The organism is Mariniflexile fucanivorans (assembly GCF_004341235.1).
Lineage (GTDB): Bacteria > Bacteroidota > Bacteroidia > Flavobacteriales > Flavobacteriaceae > Mariniflexile > Mariniflexile fucanivorans.
In genome coordinates, this window is sequence record NZ_SLUP01000007.1 from 72,949 (window position 1) to 96,416 (window position 23,468).

Here is a 23,468-nt window from a genome sequence, read left to right on the forward strand (position 1 = left end):
AAAATAAACATAAATTTAGTTTTTCGTTATGGAGAGGCATTTATTAAAAATATTTTTTTCAACAATGCCAAGTTTGTGCGCAAAAATGATATTTTTACCAAAGTGTAATTATTAAAGTAAAGCATGTACAAAGTTTTTGTTGGCGATAAACCGATAGTTTTAACAACAGTTGTTGAGCAAGAAACAAATTTCAAGAATTATTTACTAGATACCGTAAATATTGGAAAAGTTATAAAAGAGCTTAATACAACGAAATTAGAAGAAGTGCGTCTTATCCATAAAAATGCCGAAAAGCTTCTTAAAAAGTTTTTAAAAAAGCTGCCAAATGTGGTTGCTGGTGGAGGTAAAGTGTATAATGATAAAAATGAAATTTTATTCATTTACCGAAATGATAAATGGGATTTGCCTAAAGGAAAAATAGAGGGTACTGAAAGTATTGAAAGAACCGCTTTAAGAGAAGTTACCGAGGAAACAGGCGTTGCCGGATTAGAAATAACAAAGCCTTTAGAAACTACTTACCATATTTTTAAACGTAACGGAAACCATAGAATTAAAGTGACCTATTGGTTTGAAATGAAAACAAGCTTTACAGGCGTTCTGTACGCCCAAGAGGAAGAAGGCATTACCAAGGTTGAATGGTTAAACCAAGAACAAATGTCTGAAGCCCTTGAAAACTCTTATGCAAATATTAGAATTCTTATTTAAAATATTAATATTTAAAGCTTTAAACCAGTAATTGAAACTCAAACGTTTTAGTGGCCATATAAAGTTAAATGCGCTTTTCTTTGGTGATACTTATTTATTAACCGTAAATTCGCACCCTCAAAAAAACAATTCATGACAGATTTTGTAAGGAAGATTATACCTAATGCTAAAGATGATGTTTTGGCAGGCATTACAACATCGTTAGCGATGATTCCTGAAGTAGTTGCTTTTGCTTTTGTGGCTCAAATTGATCCTCTAGTGGCGCTTTCAGGCGCTTTTATAATCGGTTTAATTACAGCCATTTTTGGTGGTAGACCAGGTTTGATTTCTGGCGCAGCTGGAGCCGTTGCTGTTATTTTTGTGCATTTAATATCTGAAGGACATGCTAAAGGTATGTTGTTCGATACTCCTATTGAAAATATGGGATATTTCTATTTGTTGGCAGCTGTAGTGTTAATGGGTGTATTTCAAATTGGAGCAGGTTTATTTAAATTAGGGCGTTTCGTAAGGCTCATTCCTCATTCAGTCATGCTTGGGTTTGTTAACGGTTTAGCTATCGTTATCTTTCTAGCGCAAGTGCGTATGTTTTCTCATAAAAAGTTAGAAATATCGGCGGAAGGTGTTAAAGAATATATTAGCATCCCCATGCAAGGATCCGAATTATACATCATGCTAGGGTTAGTGTTATTAACGATGGGAATTATGTGGGTTTTACCAAAAATAACCACTAAAATTCCAGCAGCTTTAACTGCCATTCTTATTACAACAGCTATTGTTGTATTCGGAAGTATGGATGTTAGCACGGTTGGTTCTTATATTATTGAAGGTGGTGGAACTGGATTAAAAGGCGAATTTCCAACTCCAAATTTAGAGTTATGGCAAAATTTACCGTTTAATTTAGATACGCTTAAGTTTATATTGCCTTATGCGTTTTTGGCCGCTTCGGTTGGGTTAATTGAATCGTTAATGACTATGAATTTAGTGGACGAATTAACTGAAACACGTGGTAACGGTAACAGGGAATGTGTTGCTCAAGGCGCAGGAAATATTGTAAGTGGTTTGTTTGGAGGCACTGGAGGTTGTGGTATGATTGGACAAACGGTTATCAATATTAATGCAGGTGGGCGAGGTAGGTTATCTGGAATTATGATGGCAGTCACTTTATTAACCTTTATTTTATTTACAGATAAATATATTGAACAAGTACCCATCGCTGCTTTAATAGGCGTGATGTTTATGATGGTAATTGAAACTTTTGCATGGTCTAGTTTTAGGATTCTTAAAAAAATACCAAAATCGGATGCGTTTGTTCTTGTAATTGTGTCTGCGGTAACGGTTATTTACGATTTAGCCATTGCGGTATTTGTTGGGGTTATTATTTCAGCGTTGGTTTTCGCTTGGGAAAATGCCAAAAAAATTAGAGCAAGAAAACGTTTTTCTGAAGATGGTAAAACAAAAACCTATGAAATTTGGGGTCCTTTATTTTTTGGTTCTATCCTCGCTTTTAACGACAAGTTCGATGTAAAAAATGATCCTCAAAACGTCATAATCGATTTTGTAGAATCGCGTATTAGCGACCATTCCGCACTTGAAGCTATTTTTAATTTAGTGAATAAATACGAAGCTGAGGGGAAAACAATAAAATTAAAACATTTAAGTGAAGACTGTAAAATTTTATTATACAAAGCTAATCCTAAATTTAGAGAAGTTATTGTGGAGGCTATAAACGATCCCCGCTATTATTTAGCCGAAAATCCAGAACAATTTCCAAAATCGTTATCGGAATATAAGTTTTAGATTCAGTTGAAAAGTTGAAAAGTTGAAAGTTAAAAAAAAAACTTTTACCAAATACCAAATACCAAATACCAAAAACCTATTTCACCCGCACACTATCTGGTACAAACTTGGTGTAGTCACCATCGTTTTTAATAACATCGCGCACTATGGAAGATGATATAAAGGATGTTCTCGATGATGTTAATAAAAATACAGTTTCAATGGTTGATAGACGCCTATTGGCATGTGCTATGGCTTTTTCGAACTCAAAATCGGCAGGATTACGCAAACCACGCAAAATAAATTCAACATTAATTTTATTACAAAAATCAACGGTTAGTCCTTCATAGGTAATCACTTTTACTTTCGGTTCATCTTCAAAAGCTTTTTCTATAAAAGCGGTTCGTTCTTCAAGTGAGAACATATATTTTTTATCAGAATTCACACCAATGGCCACAATGACTTCATCAAAAAGTGTGACACCACGTTTTATAATATCGTAGTGTCCTAAAGTTAAGGGGTCAAAAGACCCTGGGAATAGTGCTTTTTTCATTCCAATCTCTAACCCTTTCCAAATGAAAGGGATTTTTATTTAGATAAAATTAATCAATAAGTAAATATACAATTCTATTAGCAATCACAATAGCTGTTTCTCTCTTTTGGAGGGATTAAAGGAGGCTTGATTCAATGGCATTATCAAACAATTCACTCAAAGTAATACCTGCGGCGGCTGCTTGTTGAGGTAAAATACTCGCTAAAGTTAAACCCGGAACCGTATTTACTTCCAATAAATGAGGCTCACCATTTTTAAAAATATATTCGCTTCGGCTAAAACCTTTCATTTTTAATACTTCATACACTCTCTTTGCAACGGCAGTTACTTTATCTTCTTCATCTTTAGATAATCGCGCAGGAGTTATTTCTTGGGATTTTCCTAAATATTTAGCTTCATAATCAAAAAAATCATTCTCACTTACAATTTCGGTAATAGGTAAAACTTTGGTTTCCCCCTTAAAGTTTATAACACCTACCGATACTTCTTTGCCGTCTAAAAACGACTCAATAATAATTTCATCATCTTCTTTAAAAGCGACTTCAATAGCACTTTTTATATCTTCTTTTTTATGTACTTTGGTAATGCCAAAACTACTTCCGGCTTTATTCGCTTTAACAAAACAAGGCAACCCTACTTTGTTAACAATGCTTTCTTCATCAATAACGTCTCCTAAATTTATATAAAAAGATTCTGCGGTTTTAATGCCATATGGTTTTAAAGTGCTTAAACAATCACGTTTATTGTACGTTAATGCAGCTTGGTACATGTCGCAACTGGTTTGTGGAATGTTTAATAATTTGAAATAAGCTTGCATAAAACCATCTTCTCCAGGCGATCCATGGATGGCGTTAAAAACACAGTCAAAAGTGATTTTAGAGTTGTTTATGGTGACCGAAAAGTCGTTTTTATCAATAGTTAATTCGTTGTTGTCGCTATCAACATACACCCATTTTTCTTTGAAAATATGAATTCTGTAAGCGTTATATTTTGAAGCATCTAAGGTTTCATAAACTACTTGTCCGCTTTTTAATGAGATTTGATATTCACTTGAATAACCTCCCATAATGATAGCAATGTTTTTTTTCATCTGTAATGTGTCTATTTTTTTTATTAGTCAGATGTAATTCGCCATAAATCATCTTGTTTGGTATCAAGAATTATTGTTTGGCTCATTTCATATGTGTTGAAATAATTAAGGTGTCAATCTAAAAACTACAATAAAACGTACCTATTATTAGTTTAGCTAAAATATCATTTAAATTGCAAAAGAAAAAACAGTTCTGTTTTTATATATTTGCCTAATCGAAAATTTTATACATGAGCGTTGTTAAATTTCTAACTAGTAAAGTATTTTTTAAACAAGTATTATTAGCAATAGGTGCCATAGTGGTATTAAGTTTTATAATGTTAAGGTGGTTGAATTTTACAACAAACCATGGTGAATTTGAAACCGTGCCCGATTTAAAAGGTAAATCGTTAAGCGTTGCAACGATAGAGTTAGACGAGAATAATTTAGAAATGCAGGTTCAAGATTCTGCAAATTATAATCCAGATTACCCAAAGTTTTCGGTAATAGACCAAGCACCTGCCGCTGGTGCGAAAGTAAAGGAAGATCGCAAAATATACATTACTGTAAATCCTTCTGGATACCGAAAAATTACAGTACCCGATTTAAAAGAACGTACCTTTAGGCAAGCAAAGCCTACATTAGAGGCTTTAGGGTTTAAAGTTGGTAAAATTACGTATGTAGATAATATTGCTAAAGATTTAGTTTTGGAAGTGCAATATAAAGGTGCAGATATTAAAAAGGGAGAAAAGTTACCTAAAACAACTGCTATTGATTTGGTGCTTGGAAATGGAAACAGACCCGGAGGTGAATCAAATGATGAGGGTGATAGTTTGCCTGAAAACGAATCTGAAGATAGCAGTCCTGCTTCCGATTTAAACTTTTAATTAAAAAAATTACTGTAATTTACTACAGATAATGAATGTCCATGGAAGATTATACCCCAGAGTTTTTAGATGATGAAAGTGATTTGTATGAACATCATGCGTTTACGGTAGATAAAGGTCAGAACCCACTTCGAATTGATAAATATTTAATGAATTTTGTTGAAAACGCAACGCGTAACAAAATTCAAGCTGCAGCTAAAAACGGGAGTATTTTTGTTAATGGAACGCCTGTAAAATCGAATTACAAAGTAAAACCTCACGACAAAATTCGTGTCCTTTTCACACATCCGCCTCATGAGAATTTATTGGTTGGTGAAGATATTCCGCTCGATATTGTTTATGAAGATGATGAACTTTTGGTTGTAAACAAACCAGCAGGTATGGTAGTGCATCCCGGTCATGGAAATTATTCGGGTACTCTTATAAATGCATTAATTTATAGGTTTGAAAACTTGCCTAATAACTCTAGTGAACGTCCAGGATTGGTTCATAGAATAGATAAAGATACTAGCGGACTTCTAGTTATTGCTAAAACTGAACAAGCTATGACGCATTTATCTTTGCAATTTGCTGAAAAAACCAGTGAACGTGAATATGTAGCCATAGTTTGGGGAAATATTGAAGAGGAAGAAGGTACTGTGGAAGGTAATATTGGTCGCCACCCAAAAAATCGTTTACAAAACACGGTATTTCTAGATGATGATGCCGATAAAGGCAAGCCAGCAGTAACACATTACAAGGTCATAGAACGTTTGGGTTATGTAACATTGGTGTCTTGCAAACTTGAAACAGGACGTACACACCAAATACGTGTGCATATGAAACACATTGGGCATACCTTATTTAACGACGAGCGTTATGGTGGCGAAAAAGTTTTAAAGGGAACCACCTTTACTAAATACAAACAGTTTGTAGATAATTGCTTTAAAGTATTACCAAGGCAAGCATTACACGCCAAAACATTAGGGTTTGTACATCCTAAAACTGGAAAATTCATGAGTTTTAACACGCCAATTCCAGATGATATGGTTCAGTGTATTGAAAAATGGCGTACATATTCAAAACACCAAGGCGCTGAAGAATAGGTTTTTTCAAAATTAAAAATCAGTAAATTAAATGGGTTTTACGTCATAGCAAAAGCTTCACTTTCATTTGAAATACCTAACTTATTTTTGTATTTTGGAAAGAGTTTGCGTTTTGTTGCGAGACGTAGCGGCAGTTAATTTAATTCCATAAAGATACTTTATGTTTTAAAAAGTAGTTATAAAAAAACATAAAGAGTCTTTCTAAAAAGTGTTTTTGTATTTGCTTTGTCAGGTTGAGCTTGTCGAAACTGATATTGATTATCAATAACTTAAAATATTTCGACGATCCCGATAGTTATTGGGACAATATGACACAGAATTCCACTTTTTAGACAGCCTCTTTCATTATAGTTCTTTGGTTCAATGTTTATTCAATAATACCACCACAGCTTACGCGTCCACCAGCATCACCAGTTGGTTGGGTTGTAAAATCATCAACACCTGCATGTACAATGATGCCTTTGCCAATAATATCTTTAGTGTCATCGCCACAACCAATGCACCATTCATCTGTTGAAATAGAAATGCTTGCATCACCGTTTTCATCAGCAGTTAAGTTTCCAATATCTCCCTTGTGGTAACCTGTTTCAGCACCCCATTTTCCATGTGGTTCCTTTGTAGGATTCCAATGTCCGCCAGCAGATTTTCCATCAGGTGAAGAACAATCAGACGATTCATGGATGTGTATAGCATGAACACCTGGCTCTAATCCGCTTAAGGTTGCAACCATGTTTACAGTGCCATTTTCTTCGGTAAAAACAACCTTGCCAGTTACATTACTGTCACTTTTAGGTGTGAGTTCTACGGTAAGACCTTTGGTAGCTGCAACTTCTTTTTCAATAACTTCGGCATTTGTAGTTTCGGTATCTTTTTTTACATTTTTACATGAGCTTAGCCCCATTAATAAAATCATTGCTAGAAAGCTTATTTTTTTCATATTATTTGTATTTTTATTTTATCTAAAATTAATGTTTTAAAGAAACAATAGCAAATTTCATTATGACTTATATCATATTATTTTGAACTCATTTGCGTTAATTTTGATTTTAAATGTTAGGTATGCATAATTCATTAGTCAATAAATATAATATTGCGGGTCCACGGTACACCAGTTACCCAACGGTTCCGTATTGGGATGATGCTTCATTTTCACTAGAAGCATGGAAGTCATCATTGAAAAAATCTTTTGATGAAAGCAATTCAAAAGAAGGTATCAGTTTGTATATTCATTTGCCGTTTTGCGAGAGTTTATGCACTTTTTGTGGGTGCAATAAACGTATAACTAAACAGCATAGTGTAGAATCACCTTATATAAATGCGGTTTTAAAAGAGTGGGGTTTGTATTTAAATTTGCTAAATGATAAGCCTTTTATAAAAGAATTACATTTAGGAGGTGGTACCCCAACTTTCTTTAGTCCTGATAACTTGAAAAAACTTATTAATGGTATTTTAAATACCTCAGAACTTGCTGATAATTATGAGTTTAGCTTTGAGGGTCACCCAAATAATACCACGAGAGAACATTTACAAGCATTGTACGATGTAGGTTTTAGGCGTGTAAGCTACGGTGTGCAAGATTATAACGAAACCGTGCAGAAAGCTATTCATAGGATTCAACCTTTTGAAAACGTAAAACGTGCTACTGAATTGGCGCGCGAAATAGGATACACCTCTGTTGGGCATGATATTATTTTCGGCTTGCCGTTTCAAACACTGGAACATGTAGAGCAAACCATTTTAAACACAAAGGAATTATTGCCCGATAGATTGGCATTTTATAGTTATGCCCATGTACCTTGGATAAAAGGTAGTGGACAACGCGGGTTTAGTGATGCCGATTTGCCTTCACCTGAATTAAAAAGAAAACAATACGAGTTAGGTAAAAAACGACTTGCTGAAGTGGGTTATCATGAAATAGGTATGGACCATTTTGCATTACAAACCGATTCACTTTACAAATCGATGCAGAACGGTAATTTACATAGAAATTTTATGGGTTATACCGCATCAAAAACCCAGGCTATGATTGGGTTGGGCGTCTCTTCAATTAGCGATAGTTGGTATGGTTTCTCTCAAAATGTAAAAGGAATAGAGGAGTATTATAACTTGTTAAAAGACAATATTATACCTGTCTATAGAGGGCATATTTTGAATGAAGAAGATTTAATTATTAGGAAACATATTCTTAATTTAATGTGTCAGTTTAAAACAACTTGGTCTAGTACTTTAAATTATTTTGAAGAATTGCCAGAAGTCCTTGTTAAATTAGAGGAAATGGAAAGCGATAAATTACTCATTATTGAGGCAAATAAAATTGAGGTTACAAAAAAAGGACAGCCATTTGTTAGAAACATCTGTATGGCCTTCGATTTATTATTACAACGAAAACAACCCGACACACAGTTGTTTTCTATGACTGTTTAATTAAAAAATAGCATTCCGTATTATCGGGATTTAAAAATATCATATTATGAAGAAAATTATAGTTCCAGTAGATTTTTCAGAACATTCTGAATATGCACTTAAAACAGCTGCTAAATTTGCAACAAAATTTAATGCTGAAATTTTAGCTTTACACATGTTGGAGATGACCGATGTCATGTTAACAGCTTCTGATGGATTTCAAAACGAACAAGCTATATTCTTTTATAAATTGGCTGAGCAAAAGTTTGAAAAATTTCTTCAAAAAGAGTATTTGAAAAACGTGAAAGTAACACCAATTATCAAACATTTTAAAGTGTTTAGTGAAGTGAATGATGTTGCAGAAAAGCATGATGCCGATTTAATAATTATGGGTTCTCAGGGCGCTAGTGGTGTTAAGGAGTTTTTTATAGGCTCTAATACAGAACGTGTAGTTAGAAATGCCGAAATCCCTGTGTTGGTTGTAAAAAACCAATTAAAGGACATTAATTTTGAAACCGTAGTTTTTGCTTGCGATTTTAAAGAAGAGTCTATACAATCGTACAAGAATGCGGTTAAAATGTTCGATAAAATCAATTCTAAAATGTATATGGTTTACGTGAATTTACCTAGCGAACGCTTTAAAAGTTCTGTAGAAATTGAAAAAAACGTTGTTAACTTTTTCACAAAAGCAGAAAGCAATCTTGATAAAATGGATACTGTTCATTATGTGTCTGATTATACCGTTGAAACAGGTGTCGTAAATTTCGCTTTAAAAGTGGGTGCCGATATTATTGCTATGCCAACACATGGTAAAAAAGGGTTGGCACACTTTTTTGAAGGTAGCATAGGTGAAGACGTTGCAAACCACGCTAACTTACCTGTAATGACCTTTAAAATTAATTAGTATTAATATTTGAAATTACTAGCACATTAAACAAACTGGCCTTAGTATTGAAAAAGCTATTTTCCAATGCTATGGCTTTTAGTTTGGCGTCTATTAATTTGGATTCTCTAGAGTTTACCAAAAAAAGAGAGCTTTCGCCCAAAAAGAATTTACGTTCTTCAGCGGTTAGCATCTGTTCATAATCTCCAACAATAACAGTGGTGTAATTATTTTGTAATGTATAAGATTCTAGTTCTTGATTTATAGAAATTATTTTGTTTTTCAGACTTATTCTTGCTGTTTGTATTTCAAATTTGGTATCCTGAATTTTTAATTGGGCTAATTTTAAATCGGCACGTTCTTTTCTTAAAAAAAGAGGAATGCTAACATTTAATCCGCTTTTGTAAGCTGAAGTACTAAAAGACCTTGAAACTTCTGGTGTTTGCGATAAAAAATTATATTGCAAATCTACTTTTGGAAGCAAATTGTTGAGTGATAAACGTTTTTCAATAGTTAAGCCTTGAAGCTTGTAATCTAAAGATTGCATCTTCGGATGGTCGTTTATGTTGAGATTTTCAATTTCTAATCCAGAGGTGTTAAGAATGGTGTCAACACTTTCAAAAGTATTAATATCCGGGATTATATCGTCATTAATTTCAACAGGTGTATTCTCATCAAGCCATAAATAATTAGATAATTCCAATGACGATTTCATGAATTTCACTCGAGCTTTTTCAAGATTTAACCTTCTGTCATTTAATGTAATACGGGCTTCTAAGGTGTCGATGGCAGGCATTTCGCCTACCTCAAAACTCTTTTTCACACCATCAAAACGCATGATTGCATTATTTAAAAAATCTTCATAAACACGTTTTTCATTATATGTTTTTAACCAATTAAAATAAGTGGTTGTAGCATTGTATAAAATAGTGTTAACTAGTATTTGCCTATCTGCTTTAGCTTGTTTTATATACATTTTAGCTTGTTTAAGCATGGCCATGCGCTTGTTAATTAATAAACCTTGTGCTAATGAAACCGATACGCCTGCACTATACAATCCATCATCAGGAACAGTTGCTTCAGGGTTTAGATAATCGCCGGTATTTTCCTCAAAATTACCTTTAAGTTCAATGCCATACCAAGTAGGTATTTTAAAGGTGGCGTTTAATTTATTGTAATATTCGGTGTTTTTAAAGGTTTTCTGGTTGTAGTCTATTTCAAATTTCGGGTCGAAGGCACCACGTGCTTTCATAAGTTTAGCTTCACTCTCATTGATTAATAGGTTGGCTTGTTTTACTATGGGATGAAATGTTTTTACATAACCCAAATATTCAGATAAACTGATAATAGAAGTGCCCTCTTGGGCTGGAAGAATAGCGCTTAAGAGTAGTGAAATATATAATATTAAATACCTCATTTTTTTGAATCTTTATTTGATGCCTCTTTACTTGTTTCTGGTTGATAATAGTTAGGAGGGAAGCTATTAATTTGTCTCCAGAGTTCAAACCATATAGGAACGTCTTGTAAAAGCGCAATGGTGCTAGCACCAGAGCCAACTCTTATAGCTTCAGGCCAAGTGTTGTCTGTTTCATCAGGAGCTAAAAGAATTCTGTATTTTCCATTGTTACTAATAAAATTTTCAATAGCTACTACTTTTGCACCGTAAGTACCGTAGGATACATTGGGCCAGCCGCTAAAAACAATGGCGGGCCAGCCATCGAATTGAACACGTACTTGGTCTCCTATATGCATTAAAGGTAAATCGATGGGTCTAATAAAGGTTTCAACTGCCAAATCGTAATCAGCAGGCATGATGCCCACTAATTCTTCTCCTTCTTTAAAATTAACGCCTATGCCACCTCGTAGAGCTTTGTTTATATAGCCATTTATTGGTGCTGTTACATATAAAAGGCTATTACGTATTTTGTAATTGGTATACTGGTTTTCTAGTTTTGTTACCTGAGCCTCGGTATCAAATTGACCAGATTGTGCTGTAAACTTGTCACTTTCCGATTTTGATATTTTATCAGCATACTCTGCATTTATTCTCGATAATTCTATTTGGGTATTTATAAGTTCGTTTTGGGTCGCTAAGTATTTGTTTTCTTGCGAAATAAGTTTTGCTTGTGTTTCTTGTAACTTTAAACGTTTTTCTTCTACATCTTTCGTGGCTTTAAGTCCTTCGTTTTGTAATGTTTGTATTCGGTTAAATTGAGTTTCTGCAATACGGATATTGGTTTTTGCAGCTTCAAAATCGATACTATCGCTTTTAACTTTTAAACGGGCTTGTAATAGTTTGTTTTTGGTTTGCTCTAATTTTAATTTTTGTTCGTTTCTTAATGCGGAAGCTTGCCTATTTAGGGCTTCTACTTTTTCTTGATAGGCATTTACAGATGAAGATTTAGCTTGAATTTGTTGATTGGTTCTTTCTGATAGTTGACCATCAAAGTATTCGCTTTTTACTTCAGAAATTCTTAAAATAGTATCTCCTTTTTTCACAAAGTCTCCTTCTTGTACAAACCATTCCTCAATACGTCCTGGTATTTGGGATTGAATATTTTGTGGACGTTGATTGGGTTTTAACGTAGTTACAACTCCTTGCCCTGAAATATTTTGTGTCCATGGTAAAAAAAGAACAATTAATAATATAGCAGCAGCTACCACAAGAAACTTATTGAATTGTTTATAATATTCTTTGTTGAAAATTTCTTTTCCAGATTTATAATTGGTTAGTGATACTTTTTTATTTAACTGATTATGTGATATGTTGAGCATGTTTTTTAATTTTTAATATGTCCTTTTTCCAGTTGAATAATTTTATTGCATTTTGTTTTCCAGCTATCGCTTCCGCTCACCACTATTAAAGCCCAAGTTCTATCTTTATGGGTTAAATAATTAATTATTGAATTCGTTTCTACAGGGTTAAATCTATCCAAGGCATCTTCAAGTATCAATAATTTTGGTTTCTTTAATATCGCTCTAGCCAAAACCAGTTTTTTTGACACGGTATGAGACATTTGTTTTCCGTCTGGATACAATATGGTTTTTAACCCTTTATTCTGTTCTTTAATAAAACTTGTTAATCCTACTTTTTCGAATACTTCATAAATCTCATCATCTGTAATGTTTGGATTTCCAAAGGTAAGGTTGTCTCTTATCGAGCCTTCAAATGGTGTTTCTTCAGTTAGGGATAATCCTAATTGTGCTCTATAATGATTAAGGTTTAAACTATTGATTGATAAATTATTTATATAAATGTGTCCTGAGGTTGGTTCATTTATTCCTGAAATTAATTGAAGCAAAGTTGATTTTCCAGCACCACTTTCACCCAAAATAAGCACTCTGCTTTTTATATTTATTTTAAACGAAACAGAATCTATCATAGGTAGTTCTCTGTTAGGAACTACGTAAGATACTTGGTCAAACTCAATATCAAGATTGTCTTTAAAAAATGGTTTTTCGCCTTCTTGATCTTCTAATTCTTTATCAACTATCTGACCTATTTTTTCGATAGAAGTCAAAACATCATAAAATGATTCTAAACCAAGAATTAATTTTTCAACCGAAGCTATAACAAGAAGAATAATAATTTCTGCGGCTACAAATTGACCTATGTTCATTTCTTGATTTAAAACCAAGGCGCCTCCAATTAAAAGTAAACTTGCCGTAACAATTACCTTGAAGCCAATCATTTGTATAAATTGAACGATTAATACTTTAAAGTGTTTTTCTCTTGAAATTAAATAATCGCTTACTAAGGTGTCATTTTTTTCTAATGCTAAACTGGTGTTTCCCGATAGTTTAAAACTTACCATCGTTCGGGCAATTTCCTGTATCCAGTGTGCCACTCGGTATTTGTTTTTAGATTCGATTAAACTAGTTCGTAGTCCTTTTTTTGCAGTGAATTTAAAAACCACGAATATTAATACAAGTAACAAAATACCAAAAATTATAAAAAATGGATGGTAAAATGATAGTAGTAAAAGCGCAAAAAGTATTTGTAATAAGGCAGCAGGAACATCGATAAGAATTTTTGAAAGCCCTTTTTGAATGATTAAGGTGTCAAAAAAACGATTGGCTAATTCTGGAGGATAATAGTTTCGCAATTCACTAGTTTTTATCTTCGGAAAACGGTAACTTAACTCAAATGAAGCTCGGGTAAAAATACGTTGCTGTATGGTTTCAATAATGCGTAATTGCATAAGTTGTAATGCGCCAGAAAAGGCTACACCTAATGTTACCAAAGTAACTAATACGACCCACGAAGTTGAAATTTGAGCTCCTTGTATTAAATTAATTATAGCTTGAATACCTAATGGTAACGAAAGAGCTACAATACCCGAAAAAATAGCGTAATAAAAAACTTGAAATACATCTCTTTTATCTAATTGCAATAACCCTATAAAACGTTGCCAAGGAGTCATATTTTGTTCTGTCATAAACTAAAGCTTTAAAGTGTTAAGGGTTAGGTCTGTAATGAAGTTTGTGGGTGTAATGCCAGATTTACAATCTGTTATAGATAGAAAATGATCTTTTAAAAAGTGCTGGTGTAAGCTCCCTTCAATGATGGTGCTTGCTAAGCATGAAGCAAATTCGTAATCGGGTTTTACATCCTTTATCATGTCTCTTAAACGGTGTACTATACGTTTGTAGATTACAAAATAACCCTCTTTGTTTTCTTGGTCCACTTCTTTGGTAAGGAAAGATTTTGAGTTTTCGTTAATAATAATGTTGTTAAGTTTAATCTTATTAATATGAGTGTAATTTGAGTCTTCTACGGTTGTTCTGGTAACAATTTCAATTCCTTTTTTAAGTTTTTCTTTTTTATCAGAAATATTATGGGTTTCAAAAACAAATTGGTATTCAATCCACGACCAATACCAAGATGATAAATAGAGAAGTAGCTTGTGTTTGCTTTCAAAATAACGATATATAGAACTTTCGTTCGAACCAATAACAACTCCTAATTTTTTAAAAGTGAAGGCATCAAAGCCAATATCGTCAATTAAAGTGATGCTGTGTTCTACTATCCGTTTTCCAAGTGTTGAAGACTCAGGGTCTTTTACATAAATTTTTTCTGGAACGGCTATTTTTAAATTTGACAGTAAACTATTCATATTTGATATTTATATTCACAAATATAATAGTAATGCTATTATAAAAGAAAATAAAACTACTATTTTTGCTAAAAATTAACATTTCACAAAAAAATAATAAAAATTTTAAGGTTTTTGCAATTTAATGGCAGTCAATACCACTTGTAACCATATCGGTAACAGGAGCGGGAGAAATATACGGAATGCCCAAGCCTAAACCACGTAGAATGAATAAAACGCCAATAATAACCACAAAAACAGGAATTGCTTTTTGTATTTTTTGTCTGGCGCTGCCCTTTAAAAAATTAGATAAATAAATAGCAGTGGTCATTAGCGGGATGGTTCCTAGCCCAAAAACCGCCATATATATGCTACCGTTTAAAGCATTTCCACTTGCAATAGCGGCAAAAACTGCCACATAAACCAACCCACAAGGTAAAAAACCATTAAGAAAACCAATGGTTAAAAAAGTGTCGGCTGTTTTTTTTTTCAAGGCAGAACCTAAAGCCGATTTCACTTTACTAATTAATTTATAAATAGGTTTCGAAGCGTTATATTGGTTTAACTTGTGTTGTGGGATTATAACGAACAAAATCATCAACACTCCAATAACTATCGATAATTGTTGCTGAAATCCAAAAAGAAAAAGGCTTTTACCAATAAGTCCGAACACCAACCCAATTAAACTATAAGCTAAAAGCCTACCAACATGGTATAAAGCAATTTGAGTAGCCTTTTTATACACATTTGTTCTGTCCACAGGAAGCATAAAAGCTATAGGTCCACACATGCCAACACAGTGAAAACTACCTAGTAAGCCCAAAACAAATGCCGAAATTAGCATATTTAATAATTTATCGTTTCTTTGTACAAATACAATTCATCATTGTATTTCCAATCCACTTTTATGTTCCAACGACCATCTACCAAACGTTTGTCAGGTATGAGCAAATAAGGTTTAGACAATGAAATTTCAGTTTCAAAGTCCAGTTGTTTGTTAGATGGTCTATATAGGAACACTTTTCCAGTAATATTTTTTAAATCCAAATCGCTAGGAAATACAATAAGCAAACCTTCGTCGGTGCGTTTATAACTTATGTTTTCGTTTAATTTCTTAGCATTTTCAAGTTTGTTAATGTCCGTTTGGTAGGTGAGTTCCTCGGCATAATAATCCTCAGTAACCAAATCATGATCCAATTTTTTATCCACGTTCATAGAAATAACGAAGTACATAATAAAGCTTATAAAACCTATAAACGCCAATACAATACCGGTTCCCCAATTTATTTTCATCACTTTATATTTTTGTAATTCTAAATTAATTTCAGAATCTCGTTTTATTCAAAACTTTCACAAGCCAGAAACCTATCAACTTTTTAATTTTGGCATTTCCCTATCGGGTCGGGCTTTCACTACTCGCTCCTCCTGCGTCGGGAGCTCAAACATGCCGCTCAATCCCTAATGCACCTATCAGTCAAAGTCATTTTAGCACAGCAAGAGTAAGCACTGTTTACTGCAACTGCGACTGAAAACTATCTATAACTCCTCGGACCTAAAAAGTTAGCCGTTGTGGTTTCAATAAGTTCGTCACCTTTATAAATACCTATTTTAATTTTGTTTCTATCGCCCGATAAAGCCGCATTGTTAATTTCCACAAACAATGTGCCTTTGGCAATCCCTTGACTTGGTACCAAAAGACTTGTACTAGTTGAAACCAATTTTAAAGTCCCTTTGTGCGACAATAATTTAAAACTAACATCGTCAATATTTTTAGTTGTTTTATTTACCAGTTTAAAAGTATACACGTTGCTAATTATATTGTTTTCCTTATGCTCATATAGTTGCCCAGGCAATCTTAAAACAGTTGCCTCCACTTCATTTCTTAAAAAAAGCATTCCGGTTAATAAGCCAATTAAAATGGTTAAAACAGCTATATAACCTTTCATTCTAGCAGTAAGTTTAAAAGGAGTTTTGTTTTCAATATTTTCTTCGCTGGCATATCTAATAAGGCCTTTTGGTAAGTTAATACTTTCCATAATATGGTCACACTCATCAATACAAGCCGTACAGTTTACACACTCTAATTGTGTTCCGTTTCTAATATCAATACCCGTTGGGCACACGTGTACGCATTGTAAGCAATCAATACAATCGCCATAGCCCAACGCTTCTCTATCCTCACCTTTTCTAAATTTCTTTCTGCCATTTTCAGCTTCACCACGCTTATGGTCGTAAGCCACCACAATAGATTTTGTATCAAGTAAAGCACCTTGCAAGCGCCCGTATGGGCAAGCAATAATGCAAACTTGTTCTCTAAACCATGCAAAAATAAAATAAAACACAGCGGTAAAAATCAATAAAGAAACAAGATTGCTTATATGGTTAAGTGGTCCATCTAATATATATTGTATTAGTTTATCGCTTCCTATTAAATAGGCTAAAAACACATTGGCGATAATAAAGGAAATAATAATGAAAATGAGTGTTTTTAATCCTTTTTTTCTAATTTTTTCAGCATTCCAAGGTTGTTTTGATAAACGAATTTGTTTATTTCTGTCGCCTTCAATCCAAAATTCAATGCGTCTAAAAACCATTTCCATAAAAATAGTTTGCGGACAAATCCATCCACAGAAAATACGACCAAACGCAACAGTAAAGAGTGCTATAAAAACAACACCAATTATCATTGAAAGTACAAATAAATAAAAATCTTGAGGCCAAAAAGGAAAACCGAAAATATTAAATCGGCGTTCTAATACGTTGAACATTAAAAATTGGTTTCCATTTATTTTTATAAAAGGAGCCAAAATTAAAAAAGCCAACAAAAAATAGCTTACCAATTTTCTGTATTTGTAGAACTTGCCACTTGGTTTTTTTGGAAATACCCAAGCACGTTTACCATCTTTAGTAACTGTGCCTATGGAGTCTCTAAATATTTCGTTTTCTGGGGTTTCCATTTTTTTTATTTATTTAAACTTTACAGGTTTCTATAACCTGTAAAGTCTATTTTACTAATTAGTTTCAGCAGGTGCACTTGTTTCATCTACCCAAACATCGCCTTCAGCTTCTTTAGGGTTTGCTGGTGTAGTACCTTGTAAGGTTAGCACATAACTTGCCACTTGTGCCATTTGTGCTGGTTTTAATTGGGCTTTCCAAGCAATCATACCTTTACCTGAACGTCCACCCTCAGAAATAGTGTGGAATACATTTTTAATACCCCCACCTAAAATCCAATGGTCATCGGTTAAGTTTGGTCCAATACCACCACCACCATCAGCCATGTGGCACGCTACACAATTGGTTTCAAAAATAGATTTACCAGCACTTATATCGGAAGCATCGGTTAATAACTCTACGGTATTAAAATCTACTAAATCTTTAGCTGTTTTCTTGTATTCTTCAATAGCGATTTTTGCATCCGCTAATTCGGTGTTTAATTCATCTGCTTGCGTGTATCCATTAAATACATGAAATCTTAATAGATAAACGGCTGCAAATACAATTGATATGTAAAAACCCCAAATCCACCATGGCGGTAGGTTGTTGTCTAATTCTTTAATGCCATCATAATTATGGTCTAGAATAATTTCACTTTCTACCTCAATAGGTTTTTGTTTTCCTACAAGTTTTGTGTAAATGTTTTGTAGCCAAGACAAATTGAAAGCGCCTTCTTTTTCGGCTAAAAGGCGTGCTTTAGCTTCTTCATCTAACTTGTAGAGCATAACGTTTTCAAGAGCTCCAACAATGGCTTCAATGGCTATTAAGATAAGTAATACTAATAGTAGAAATAGTAAAACAGCAGGGTATTTTATAAATGCTGGTTGATCTCCTGAATCAATAACGAATTCTACTACTCCGAAAATGATAAAGAATATAACGGGCACTCTTACCCAAGATGGAATTAATTTTCTCATAATATATGGTCGTTTTGGTTGTCTAATGGCATGTTACTAACAGATTTTATATACTCTTTTTTTGCGGTAAATACCCAAATAAAAAGGATAACAAAAAATGTGAAAAATATAAGTAAAGAAATGATAGGGAAAATTTCTATCCCATCAATACTATCCATGTAACCTTTTACAAATTTTAACATAGTTCTTGATTTTAAAGGTTAGTTTTGAGCGGTTTCTACCTTAATATCGGTTCCCAATCGTTGCAAATAAGCTATAACAGCTACAATTTCACGATTTTTCATTTCTACAAAAGCATCCCCATTTTCGGCTGCATATTTTTTGTCTGCTTCATAAGCCGTTACAAAATCAGGATCCGCATACAAGTTTTTCTCAATTTGTGTTCCTTGCGCCAACATGTTTTCTTGGGCTTTTGCAATCTCTTCATCAGTATATGGAACGCCTAGTGTTACCATTGTTCTCATTTTGGCTTCTGTATCAGATTTATCCAATTCATTATTAATTAACCAAGGGTAACGAGGCATGATAGAGCCCGATGAGGTACTTTGCGGATCGTACATGTGATTAAAGTGCCAGTTGTCTGAATACTTACTACCAACTCTATGTAAATCCGGTCCGGTACGCTTACTGCCCCATAAGAATGGATGATCATAAACGTATTCACCAGCTTTTGAGTATTCACCGTAACGTTCCACTTCACTTCTAAACGGACGAATCATTTGTGAGTGACAGCCCACACAGCCTTCACGGATATAAATATCACGGCCTTCTAATTCTAAAGGTGTGTATGGTTTTACGCTTGCTATGGTTGGGATATTTGATTTTACCATGATGGTTGGAACAATTTGAACAATACCACCAATTAAAATAGCTATAGTTGCTAAAATGGTTAGTTGTACTGGTCTTCTTTCTAACCATGAATGCCATCCTTCACCAGAAGTACGTTTTTTGGTTACACGTTCCAAGGCTGGAGCTTCTGCTAATTCGTCTTCAACTTTACTTCCGTTTTTAATAGTTACAATAACATTGTAAACTAAAATAAACATTCCGGTAATATATAAGGTGCCACCAATAGCACGCATCCAGTACATAGGCATGATTTCGGTAACAGTTTCTAAAAAGTTACCGTATACTAATGTTCCGTCAGGATTGAATTGTTTCCACATACTTGCTTGGGTAAATCCAGCAACATATAATGGCAAGGCGTACATAATAATACCTAAAGTACCAATCCAGAAATGTAAATTTGCTAACCCAATGGAATGTAATTTAGTTTTGAATAATCGTGGCACTAGGTAATAAATCATACCAAAAGCCAAAAATCCGTTCCATGCTAATGCGCCAACGTGAACGTGTGCAATAATCCAATCGGTAAAATGGGCAATAGCATTTACGTTTTTAAGTGATAGCATTGGGCCTTCAAAAGTTGCCATACCATAACCGGTTATAGCGACTACCATGAACTTTAAAACAGGGTCTGTACGTACTTTGTCCCAAGCACCACGAAGCGTTAAAAGACCATTTATCATACCACCCCAAGATGGCATTAATAGCATAACGGAGAAGGCTACACCTAAATTTTGAGCCCATTCTGGTAAGGCGCTATAAAGTAAATGGTGAGGTCCTGCCCATATATATATGAAGATTAACGACCAAAAGTGAACAATAGAAAGTCTGTATGAGTAAACGGGTCTATTAGCCGCTTTGGGCACATAATAGTACATCAATCCTAAAAAAGGTGTGGTTAAAAAGAATGCTACGGCATTGTGACCATACCACCATTGTACTAGGGCATCTTGTACACCAGCATACACCGAATAACTTTTGAAAGCAGTTACAGGAAGCTCTAAACTATTAAATATGTGAAGTACGGCAACCGTAACAAATGTGGCAATGTAAAACCAAATGGCTACATATAAATGACGTTGTCTTCTTTTTAAAATCGTCCAGATCATGTTAACACCAAAAACTACCCAAATTAAAGCAATGGCAATATCAATTGGCCATTCTAATTCGGCATATTCTTTGGAAGTTGAAAACCCTAAAGGAAGTGTTATTGCAGCAGCAACAATAATTAATTGCCAGCCCCAAAAGTTAATATTGCTTAAAAGGTCGCTAGCCATACGTGTTTTAAGTAAACGCTGTAGCGAATAGTAAATACCCGCAAACATGGCATTTCCTACAAATGCAAAAATAACGGCATTGGTATGTAGGGGTCTTAAACGCCCAAAGCTAAGCCATGAAATACCATCGGTTAGGTTTGGAAATAAAAACATAAATGCCAATAGTAAACCTACCGACATTCCTACAACTCCAAAAACTATTGTAGCATAGATGAATTTTGTAACGATCTTATTATCGTAGTGAAATTGTTGCATCTCCATAGTTGTAATTGTTAATCTTTTAATTGGTTAGTATTTGTTTTTTTTGGTTTTTCTTTAACGAGTTCGTCCTCAAAAAGCATTCTTATGGATGGTGTATAACTGTCATCGTATTGTCCATTTTTTACAGCCAAAATAAAGGCAATAAAAAATACAATAGCAACAGTTACGCTTACAGCTAACAAAACATAAATAACACTCATACCTACTTGAAGTTACGGTTCAAAAATAGATTTCTCAAAATTTTTAAAATATGACATCCGTCATATTAATTTTTATAATAGATCACCTAAAATAATGATTATTTTAAATTTTTACCCACAATATTAGTGGTAAGCGTTGTAAATATTACAATACTTATAGAACTTAAGGGCATTAAAATAGCAGCAACTACAGGTGATAATTGTCCTGTTACCGCAAAATAAAGTCCAATGATATTATAAATAAACGACAATAAAAAACTCCACTTAATAATTTTTATGGCAGATTTAGATATACTTATGTAACTGTATAATTGATTAAATTTTGAAGCATCTAAAATAGCGTCGCAAGCGGGTGAAAATACATTAACATTTTCTGAAATGGCAATACCTACATTGCTTTGTGCCAAGGCACCGGCATCATTTAAGCCGTCACCAATCATTAAAATATTGGCGCCTTCTGTTTGATGATACTTTATATACTCTAGTTTATCTTCAGGTTTTTGATTGAAAAGTAATTTGGTTTTTGTTGGGAGCAATTTGGTTAAATTGTCTTTTTCACCTTCATTATCACCCGAAAGAATGACCAAATCATAGTCTTTTTTTAATTCATTAAACAAAAGAGATAACCCTTTTCTATACGCGTTATAAAAGGTGAATTTTCCTTTGTATTGATTGTTTGTGCTTACATGAACCGCTGTGTTAAGTAAGGCAGATTCTGTAGTGTGGCCTACAAAAGGTGCCGACCCTACTTTTATATGATTTTGGTTGTAAGTTGCCTCAATGCCTTTGCCTAAATGTTCTTCAAAAGCATCCAAAGTTACAATATCGTGCTCGTTTAATAAGCCATATAATGAACGGCTTAGCGGGTGGTTCGAACCTCGTAAGGTGCTTTTTAGTAAGGCTTCTTCTTCATTGGAAAGTGTAAGACCTTCATAATCAATAGTTGTTTCTTTATTGGCTGTAATAGTTCCTGTTTTATCAAAAATGATGGTGTTTATTTTTGCTAATTGCTCAATAACACTAGCGTTTTTTAAGTAGAATTTTTTCTTTCCTAAAATGTGCAATACATTCCCAAAAGTAAAAGGAGCTGCCAATGCCAAAGCACAAGGACATGCAATAATTAAAACCGATGTAAAAACATTCATCGCTTTACTGGAATCAAAAATCATCCAAAAAGTAGTGGCTAATACAGCAATTATTAAAATAGTTATAGTGAACCGTTTGCTTATTTGGTTGGTAATATTGGTAAAAGCTAATGATTTATCCTTTTTAAACACATCATTACTCCAAAGTTGGGTTAAGTAACTTTGTTCAACCGATTTTAATACATCTACTTCAATAGTGCCACTTACTTGTTTGCCACCTGCGAATAACTTATCGCCCGATTGTTTTGAAACCGTTTTAGATTCACCGGTAACAAAACTATAATCTATACGCGCATTTCCTTTTATTAAAATACAATCAACAGGAATTAATTCTTCATTTCTAATTAAAAGTCGGTCGCCTTTTTCAATATCATAAACTTGTATAGATTCTTCTTTTTCGTCTGAAGTTATTTTGGTAATTCCAATAGGGAAATACGATTTGTAATCGCGTTCAAACGATAAAAATGCATAGGTTTTCTGCTGAAAAAATCTACCAAGCAATAAAAAGAAGATAAGCCCAGTTAAACTATCAAAAAAACCGGAGCCTGAGTCTGTAATAATTTCAAAAGTACTTCTAATAAATAAAACGGAAGCTCCCAATGCAATGGGTACGTCTATATTTAAAATTTTAGAGCGAAGCCCTTTAAATGCCGATATAAAATAATCTTGTGCTGAATAAAACACAACGGGTACAGAAAATGCAAACATCATCCACCTGAACATGGGTTTAAACTGTTCCAGCCAAAATTCACCCACCTGAAAATATTCCGGAAACGATAAAAACATCACATTTCCAAAAGCAAAACCAGCGATACCAAGTTTGTAAATAAGCGATCGGTCTATATGTTTCTTCCCAACACTATAATCATCTAAACTTATAAAAGGTTCGTAACCAATACTACTTAATAAAACAACCAGATTTTTTAATGAAAGCGTTTCTGCGTTAAAGGTAACCCGAACGGTTTTTTTGCCAAAGTTTACTATGGATGCGCTTACCGACGGATTTAATTTATTCAGGTTTTCTAAAATCCAAATACAAGAACTGCAATGAATATGCGGAATGTAAAGCGTAATAATTTGGGTGTTGCCGTCATTAAATTCTAAAAGTTGTTCTGTGATTTTAGAATTTTCCAAGAAATTGTATTTGCCTTCAATGTCTTTAGGTGTCGCACCTGGAGCGTTTTGTAAATCGTAATAACAGGTTAAATCGTTTGCCGAAAAAATTTCGTAAACCGTTTTGCAACCATTACAACAAAACACTTTGTTATCAAATTCGATTTTTGAAGACGTCGCATCTAAGCCACAATGAAAACATGTTTCTTTGTCCATTTATTATTTGCTCAATTATACCTGTTAGCAAAATTATTA

The 23,468-nt window shown here is 33.7% G+C and carries 21 protein-coding genes; 6 read left to right on the plus strand and 15 right to left on the minus strand.

Annotated elements, in window-relative coordinates:
* Window positions 1–123 precede the first annotated feature (123 nt).
* Window positions 124–705, plus strand: a complete 582-nt coding sequence (locus tag EV196_RS14290; protein ID WP_132218452.1) for an NUDIX hydrolase — start codon at window positions 124–126, stop codon at window positions 703–705.
* 132 nt (window positions 706–837) lie between these two features.
* On the plus strand, window positions 838–2,502 hold the full coding sequence (locus EV196_RS14295) for a SulP family inorganic anion transporter (protein ID WP_132218453.1): 1,665 nt from the start codon (window positions 838–840) through the stop codon (window positions 2,500–2,502).
* A gap of 76 nt (window positions 2,503–2,578) precedes the next feature.
* Here EV196_RS14295 and coaD read toward each other — a convergent pair whose 3' ends face one another.
* Window positions 2,579–3,034: a pantetheine-phosphate adenylyltransferase gene (gene coaD / locus EV196_RS14300; RefSeq protein WP_132218454.1), complete on the minus strand. Its 456-nt coding sequence runs from the start codon at window positions 3,032–3,034 to the stop codon at window positions 2,579–2,581.
* 115 nt (window positions 3,035–3,149) lie between these two features.
* Entirely contained in the window at window positions 3,150–4,124 is a 975-nt protein-coding gene (locus EV196_RS14305) for a D-alanine--D-alanine ligase (RefSeq protein ID WP_132218455.1), read from the minus strand.
* Between the two features lie 230 nt (window positions 4,125–4,354).
* Here EV196_RS14305 and EV196_RS14310 point away from each other — a divergent pair, with 230 nt between their 5' ends.
* Both EV196_RS14310 and EV196_RS14315 read left to right on the plus strand, forming a co-directional pair.
* Window positions 4,355–4,990, plus strand: coding sequence for a PASTA domain-containing protein (locus EV196_RS14310; protein WP_132218456.1), 636 nt, complete (start codon window positions 4,355–4,357; stop codon window positions 4,988–4,990).
* A 41-nt stretch (window positions 4,991–5,031) separates the two neighbouring features.
* Entirely contained in the window at window positions 5,032–6,075 is a 1,044-nt protein-coding gene (locus EV196_RS14315; RefSeq protein WP_132218457.1) for an RluA family pseudouridine synthase, read from the plus strand.
* A gap of 367 nt (window positions 6,076–6,442) precedes the next feature.
* Here the strand turns inward: EV196_RS14315 and EV196_RS14320 are convergent, their stop codons facing one another.
* On the minus strand, window positions 6,443–7,012 hold the full coding sequence (locus tag EV196_RS14320; RefSeq protein WP_132218458.1) for a superoxide dismutase family protein: 570 nt from the start codon (window positions 7,010–7,012) through the stop codon (window positions 6,443–6,445).
* 122 nt (window positions 7,013–7,134) lie between these two features.
* Here EV196_RS14320 and hemN point away from each other — a divergent pair, with 122 nt between their 5' ends.
* Window positions 7,135–8,499: an oxygen-independent coproporphyrinogen III oxidase gene (gene hemN / locus EV196_RS14325; protein WP_132218459.1), complete on the plus strand. Its 1,365-nt coding sequence runs from the start codon at window positions 7,135–7,137 to the stop codon at window positions 8,497–8,499.
* Between the two features lie 46 nt (window positions 8,500–8,545).
* Window positions 8,546–9,382, plus strand: coding sequence for a universal stress protein (locus tag EV196_RS14330; protein ID WP_132218460.1), 837 nt, complete (start codon window positions 8,546–8,548; stop codon window positions 9,380–9,382).
* On the opposite strand, the gene EV196_RS14335 is transcribed toward EV196_RS14330, so the two are convergent.
* From EV196_RS14335 to EV196_RS14390, 12 genes are all read right to left on the minus strand, one after another.
* Complete coding sequence (locus EV196_RS14335) at window positions 9,375–10,778, minus strand: TolC family protein (RefSeq protein ID WP_132218461.1); 1,404 nt, start codon at window positions 10,776–10,778, stop codon at window positions 9,375–9,377. The genes EV196_RS14330 and EV196_RS14335 overlap by 8 nt on opposite strands.
* Window positions 10,775–12,136, minus strand: coding sequence for an HlyD family secretion protein (locus EV196_RS14340; protein WP_132218462.1), 1,362 nt, complete (start codon window positions 12,134–12,136; stop codon window positions 10,775–10,777). The genes EV196_RS14335 and EV196_RS14340 overlap by 4 nt, the downstream gene beginning before the upstream one ends.
* A 5-nt stretch (window positions 12,137–12,141) precedes the next feature.
* Complete coding sequence (locus EV196_RS14345) at window positions 12,142–13,800, minus strand: peptidase domain-containing ABC transporter (RefSeq protein ID WP_132218463.1); 1,659 nt, start codon at window positions 13,798–13,800, stop codon at window positions 12,142–12,144.
* A 3-nt stretch (window positions 13,801–13,803) separates the two neighbouring features.
* Entirely contained in the window at window positions 13,804–14,478 is a 675-nt protein-coding gene (locus EV196_RS14350) for a TetR/AcrR family transcriptional regulator (protein WP_132218464.1), read from the minus strand.
* Window positions 14,479–14,599: 121 nt separating this feature from the next.
* Window positions 14,600–15,301, minus strand: a complete 702-nt coding sequence (locus tag EV196_RS14355) for a sulfite exporter TauE/SafE family protein (RefSeq protein WP_132218465.1) — start codon at window positions 15,299–15,301, stop codon at window positions 14,600–14,602.
* A gap of 2 nt (window positions 15,302–15,303) precedes the next feature.
* On the minus strand, window positions 15,304–15,750 hold the full coding sequence (locus EV196_RS14360) for a FixH family protein (protein ID WP_132218466.1): 447 nt from the start codon (window positions 15,748–15,750) through the stop codon (window positions 15,304–15,306).
* Between the two features lie 239 nt (window positions 15,751–15,989).
* Window positions 15,990–17,414: a cytochrome c oxidase accessory protein CcoG gene (gene ccoG, locus EV196_RS14365; protein ID WP_132218467.1), complete on the minus strand. Its 1,425-nt coding sequence runs from the start codon at window positions 17,412–17,414 to the stop codon at window positions 15,990–15,992.
* 54 nt (window positions 17,415–17,468) lie between these two features.
* Window positions 17,469–18,371, minus strand: coding sequence for a cbb3-type cytochrome c oxidase N-terminal domain-containing protein (locus EV196_RS14370; protein ID WP_132218468.1), 903 nt, complete (start codon window positions 18,369–18,371; stop codon window positions 17,469–17,471).
* On the minus strand, window positions 18,368–18,553 hold the full coding sequence (locus tag EV196_RS14375) for a CcoQ/FixQ family Cbb3-type cytochrome c oxidase assembly chaperone (protein WP_132218469.1): 186 nt from the start codon (window positions 18,551–18,553) through the stop codon (window positions 18,368–18,370). The genes EV196_RS14370 and EV196_RS14375 overlap by 4 nt, the downstream gene beginning before the upstream one ends.
* 18 nt (window positions 18,554–18,571) lie before the next feature.
* Window positions 18,572–20,755, minus strand: coding sequence for a cytochrome-c oxidase, cbb3-type subunit I (gene ccoN, locus EV196_RS14380; protein WP_132218470.1), 2,184 nt, complete (start codon window positions 20,753–20,755; stop codon window positions 18,572–18,574).
* An 11-nt stretch (window positions 20,756–20,766) separates the two neighbouring features.
* Window positions 20,767–20,955, minus strand: coding sequence for a cbb3-type cytochrome oxidase assembly protein CcoS (gene ccoS, locus EV196_RS14385; RefSeq protein ID WP_132218471.1), 189 nt, complete (start codon window positions 20,953–20,955; stop codon window positions 20,767–20,769).
* A 98-nt stretch (window positions 20,956–21,053) separates the two neighbouring features.
* Window positions 21,054–23,429 carry a heavy metal translocating P-type ATPase gene (locus EV196_RS14390; RefSeq protein ID WP_132218472.1) on the minus strand — a complete coding sequence of 792 codons (2,376 nt, stop codon included), beginning with the start codon at window positions 23,427–23,429 and terminating at the stop codon, window positions 21,054–21,056.
* Window positions 23,430–23,468: the final 39 nt, after the last annotated feature.

What these genes read in the sequence shown, in the direction of transcription:
- EV196_RS14370 (WP_132218468.1), bottom strand. Translation starts at nt 18,371, where the DNA reads ATGAGAAAATTAATTCCATCTTGGGTAAGAGTGCCCGTTATATTCTTT.
- EV196_RS14315 (WP_132218457.1), top strand. Translation starts at nt 5,032, where the DNA reads ATGGAAGATTATACCCCAGAGTTTTTAGATGATGAAAGTGATTTGTAT.
- EV196_RS14335 (WP_132218461.1), bottom strand. Translation starts at nt 10,778, where the DNA reads ATGAGGTATTTAATATTATATATTTCACTACTCTTAAGCGCTATTCTT.
- hemN (WP_132218459.1), top strand. Translation starts at nt 7,135, where the DNA reads ATGCATAATTCATTAGTCAATAAATATAATATTGCGGGTCCACGGTAC.
- EV196_RS14375 (WP_132218469.1), bottom strand. Translation starts at nt 18,553, where the DNA reads ATGTTAAAATTTGTAAAAGGTTACATGGATAGTATTGATGGGATAGAA.
- ccoS (WP_132218471.1), bottom strand. Translation starts at nt 20,955, where the DNA reads ATGAGTGTTATTTATGTTTTGTTAGCTGTAAGCGTAACTGTTGCTATT.
- EV196_RS14350 (WP_132218464.1), bottom strand. Translation starts at nt 14,478, where the DNA reads ATGAATAGTTTACTGTCAAATTTAAAAATAGCCGTTCCAGAAAAAATT.
- EV196_RS14340 (WP_132218462.1), bottom strand. Translation starts at nt 12,136, where the DNA reads ATGCTCAACATATCACATAATCAGTTAAATAAAAAAGTATCACTAACC.
- coaD (WP_132218454.1), bottom strand. Translation starts at nt 3,034, where the DNA reads ATGAAAAAAGCACTATTCCCAGGGTCTTTTGACCCCTTAACTTTAGGA.
- EV196_RS14360 (WP_132218466.1), bottom strand. Translation starts at nt 15,750, where the DNA reads ATGAAAATAAATTGGGGAACCGGTATTGTATTGGCGTTTATAGGTTTT.
- EV196_RS14320 (WP_132218458.1), bottom strand. Translation starts at nt 7,012, where the DNA reads ATGAAAAAAATAAGCTTTCTAGCAATGATTTTATTAATGGGGCTAAGC.
- ccoN (WP_132218470.1), bottom strand. Translation starts at nt 20,755, where the DNA reads ATGGAGATGCAACAATTTCACTACGATAATAAGATCGTTACAAAATTC.
- EV196_RS14295 (WP_132218453.1), top strand. Translation starts at nt 838, where the DNA reads ATGACAGATTTTGTAAGGAAGATTATACCTAATGCTAAAGATGATGTT.
- EV196_RS14305 (WP_132218455.1), bottom strand. Translation starts at nt 4,124, where the DNA reads ATGAAAAAAAACATTGCTATCATTATGGGAGGTTATTCAAGTGAATAT.
- EV196_RS14390 (WP_132218472.1), bottom strand. Translation starts at nt 23,429, where the DNA reads ATGGACAAAGAAACATGTTTTCATTGTGGCTTAGATGCGACGTCTTCA.
- ccoG (WP_132218467.1), bottom strand. Translation starts at nt 17,414, where the DNA reads ATGGAAACCCCAGAAAACGAAATATTTAGAGACTCCATAGGCACAGTT.
- EV196_RS14310 (WP_132218456.1), top strand. Translation starts at nt 4,355, where the DNA reads ATGAGCGTTGTTAAATTTCTAACTAGTAAAGTATTTTTTAAACAAGTA.
- EV196_RS14355 (WP_132218465.1), bottom strand. Translation starts at nt 15,301, where the DNA reads ATGCTAATTTCGGCATTTGTTTTGGGCTTACTAGGTAGTTTTCACTGT.
- EV196_RS14290 (WP_132218452.1), top strand. Translation starts at nt 124, where the DNA reads ATGTACAAAGTTTTTGTTGGCGATAAACCGATAGTTTTAACAACAGTT.
- EV196_RS14330 (WP_132218460.1), top strand. Translation starts at nt 8,546, where the DNA reads ATGAAGAAAATTATAGTTCCAGTAGATTTTTCAGAACATTCTGAATAT.
- EV196_RS14345 (WP_132218463.1), bottom strand. Translation starts at nt 13,800, where the DNA reads ATGACAGAACAAAATATGACTCCTTGGCAACGTTTTATAGGGTTATTG.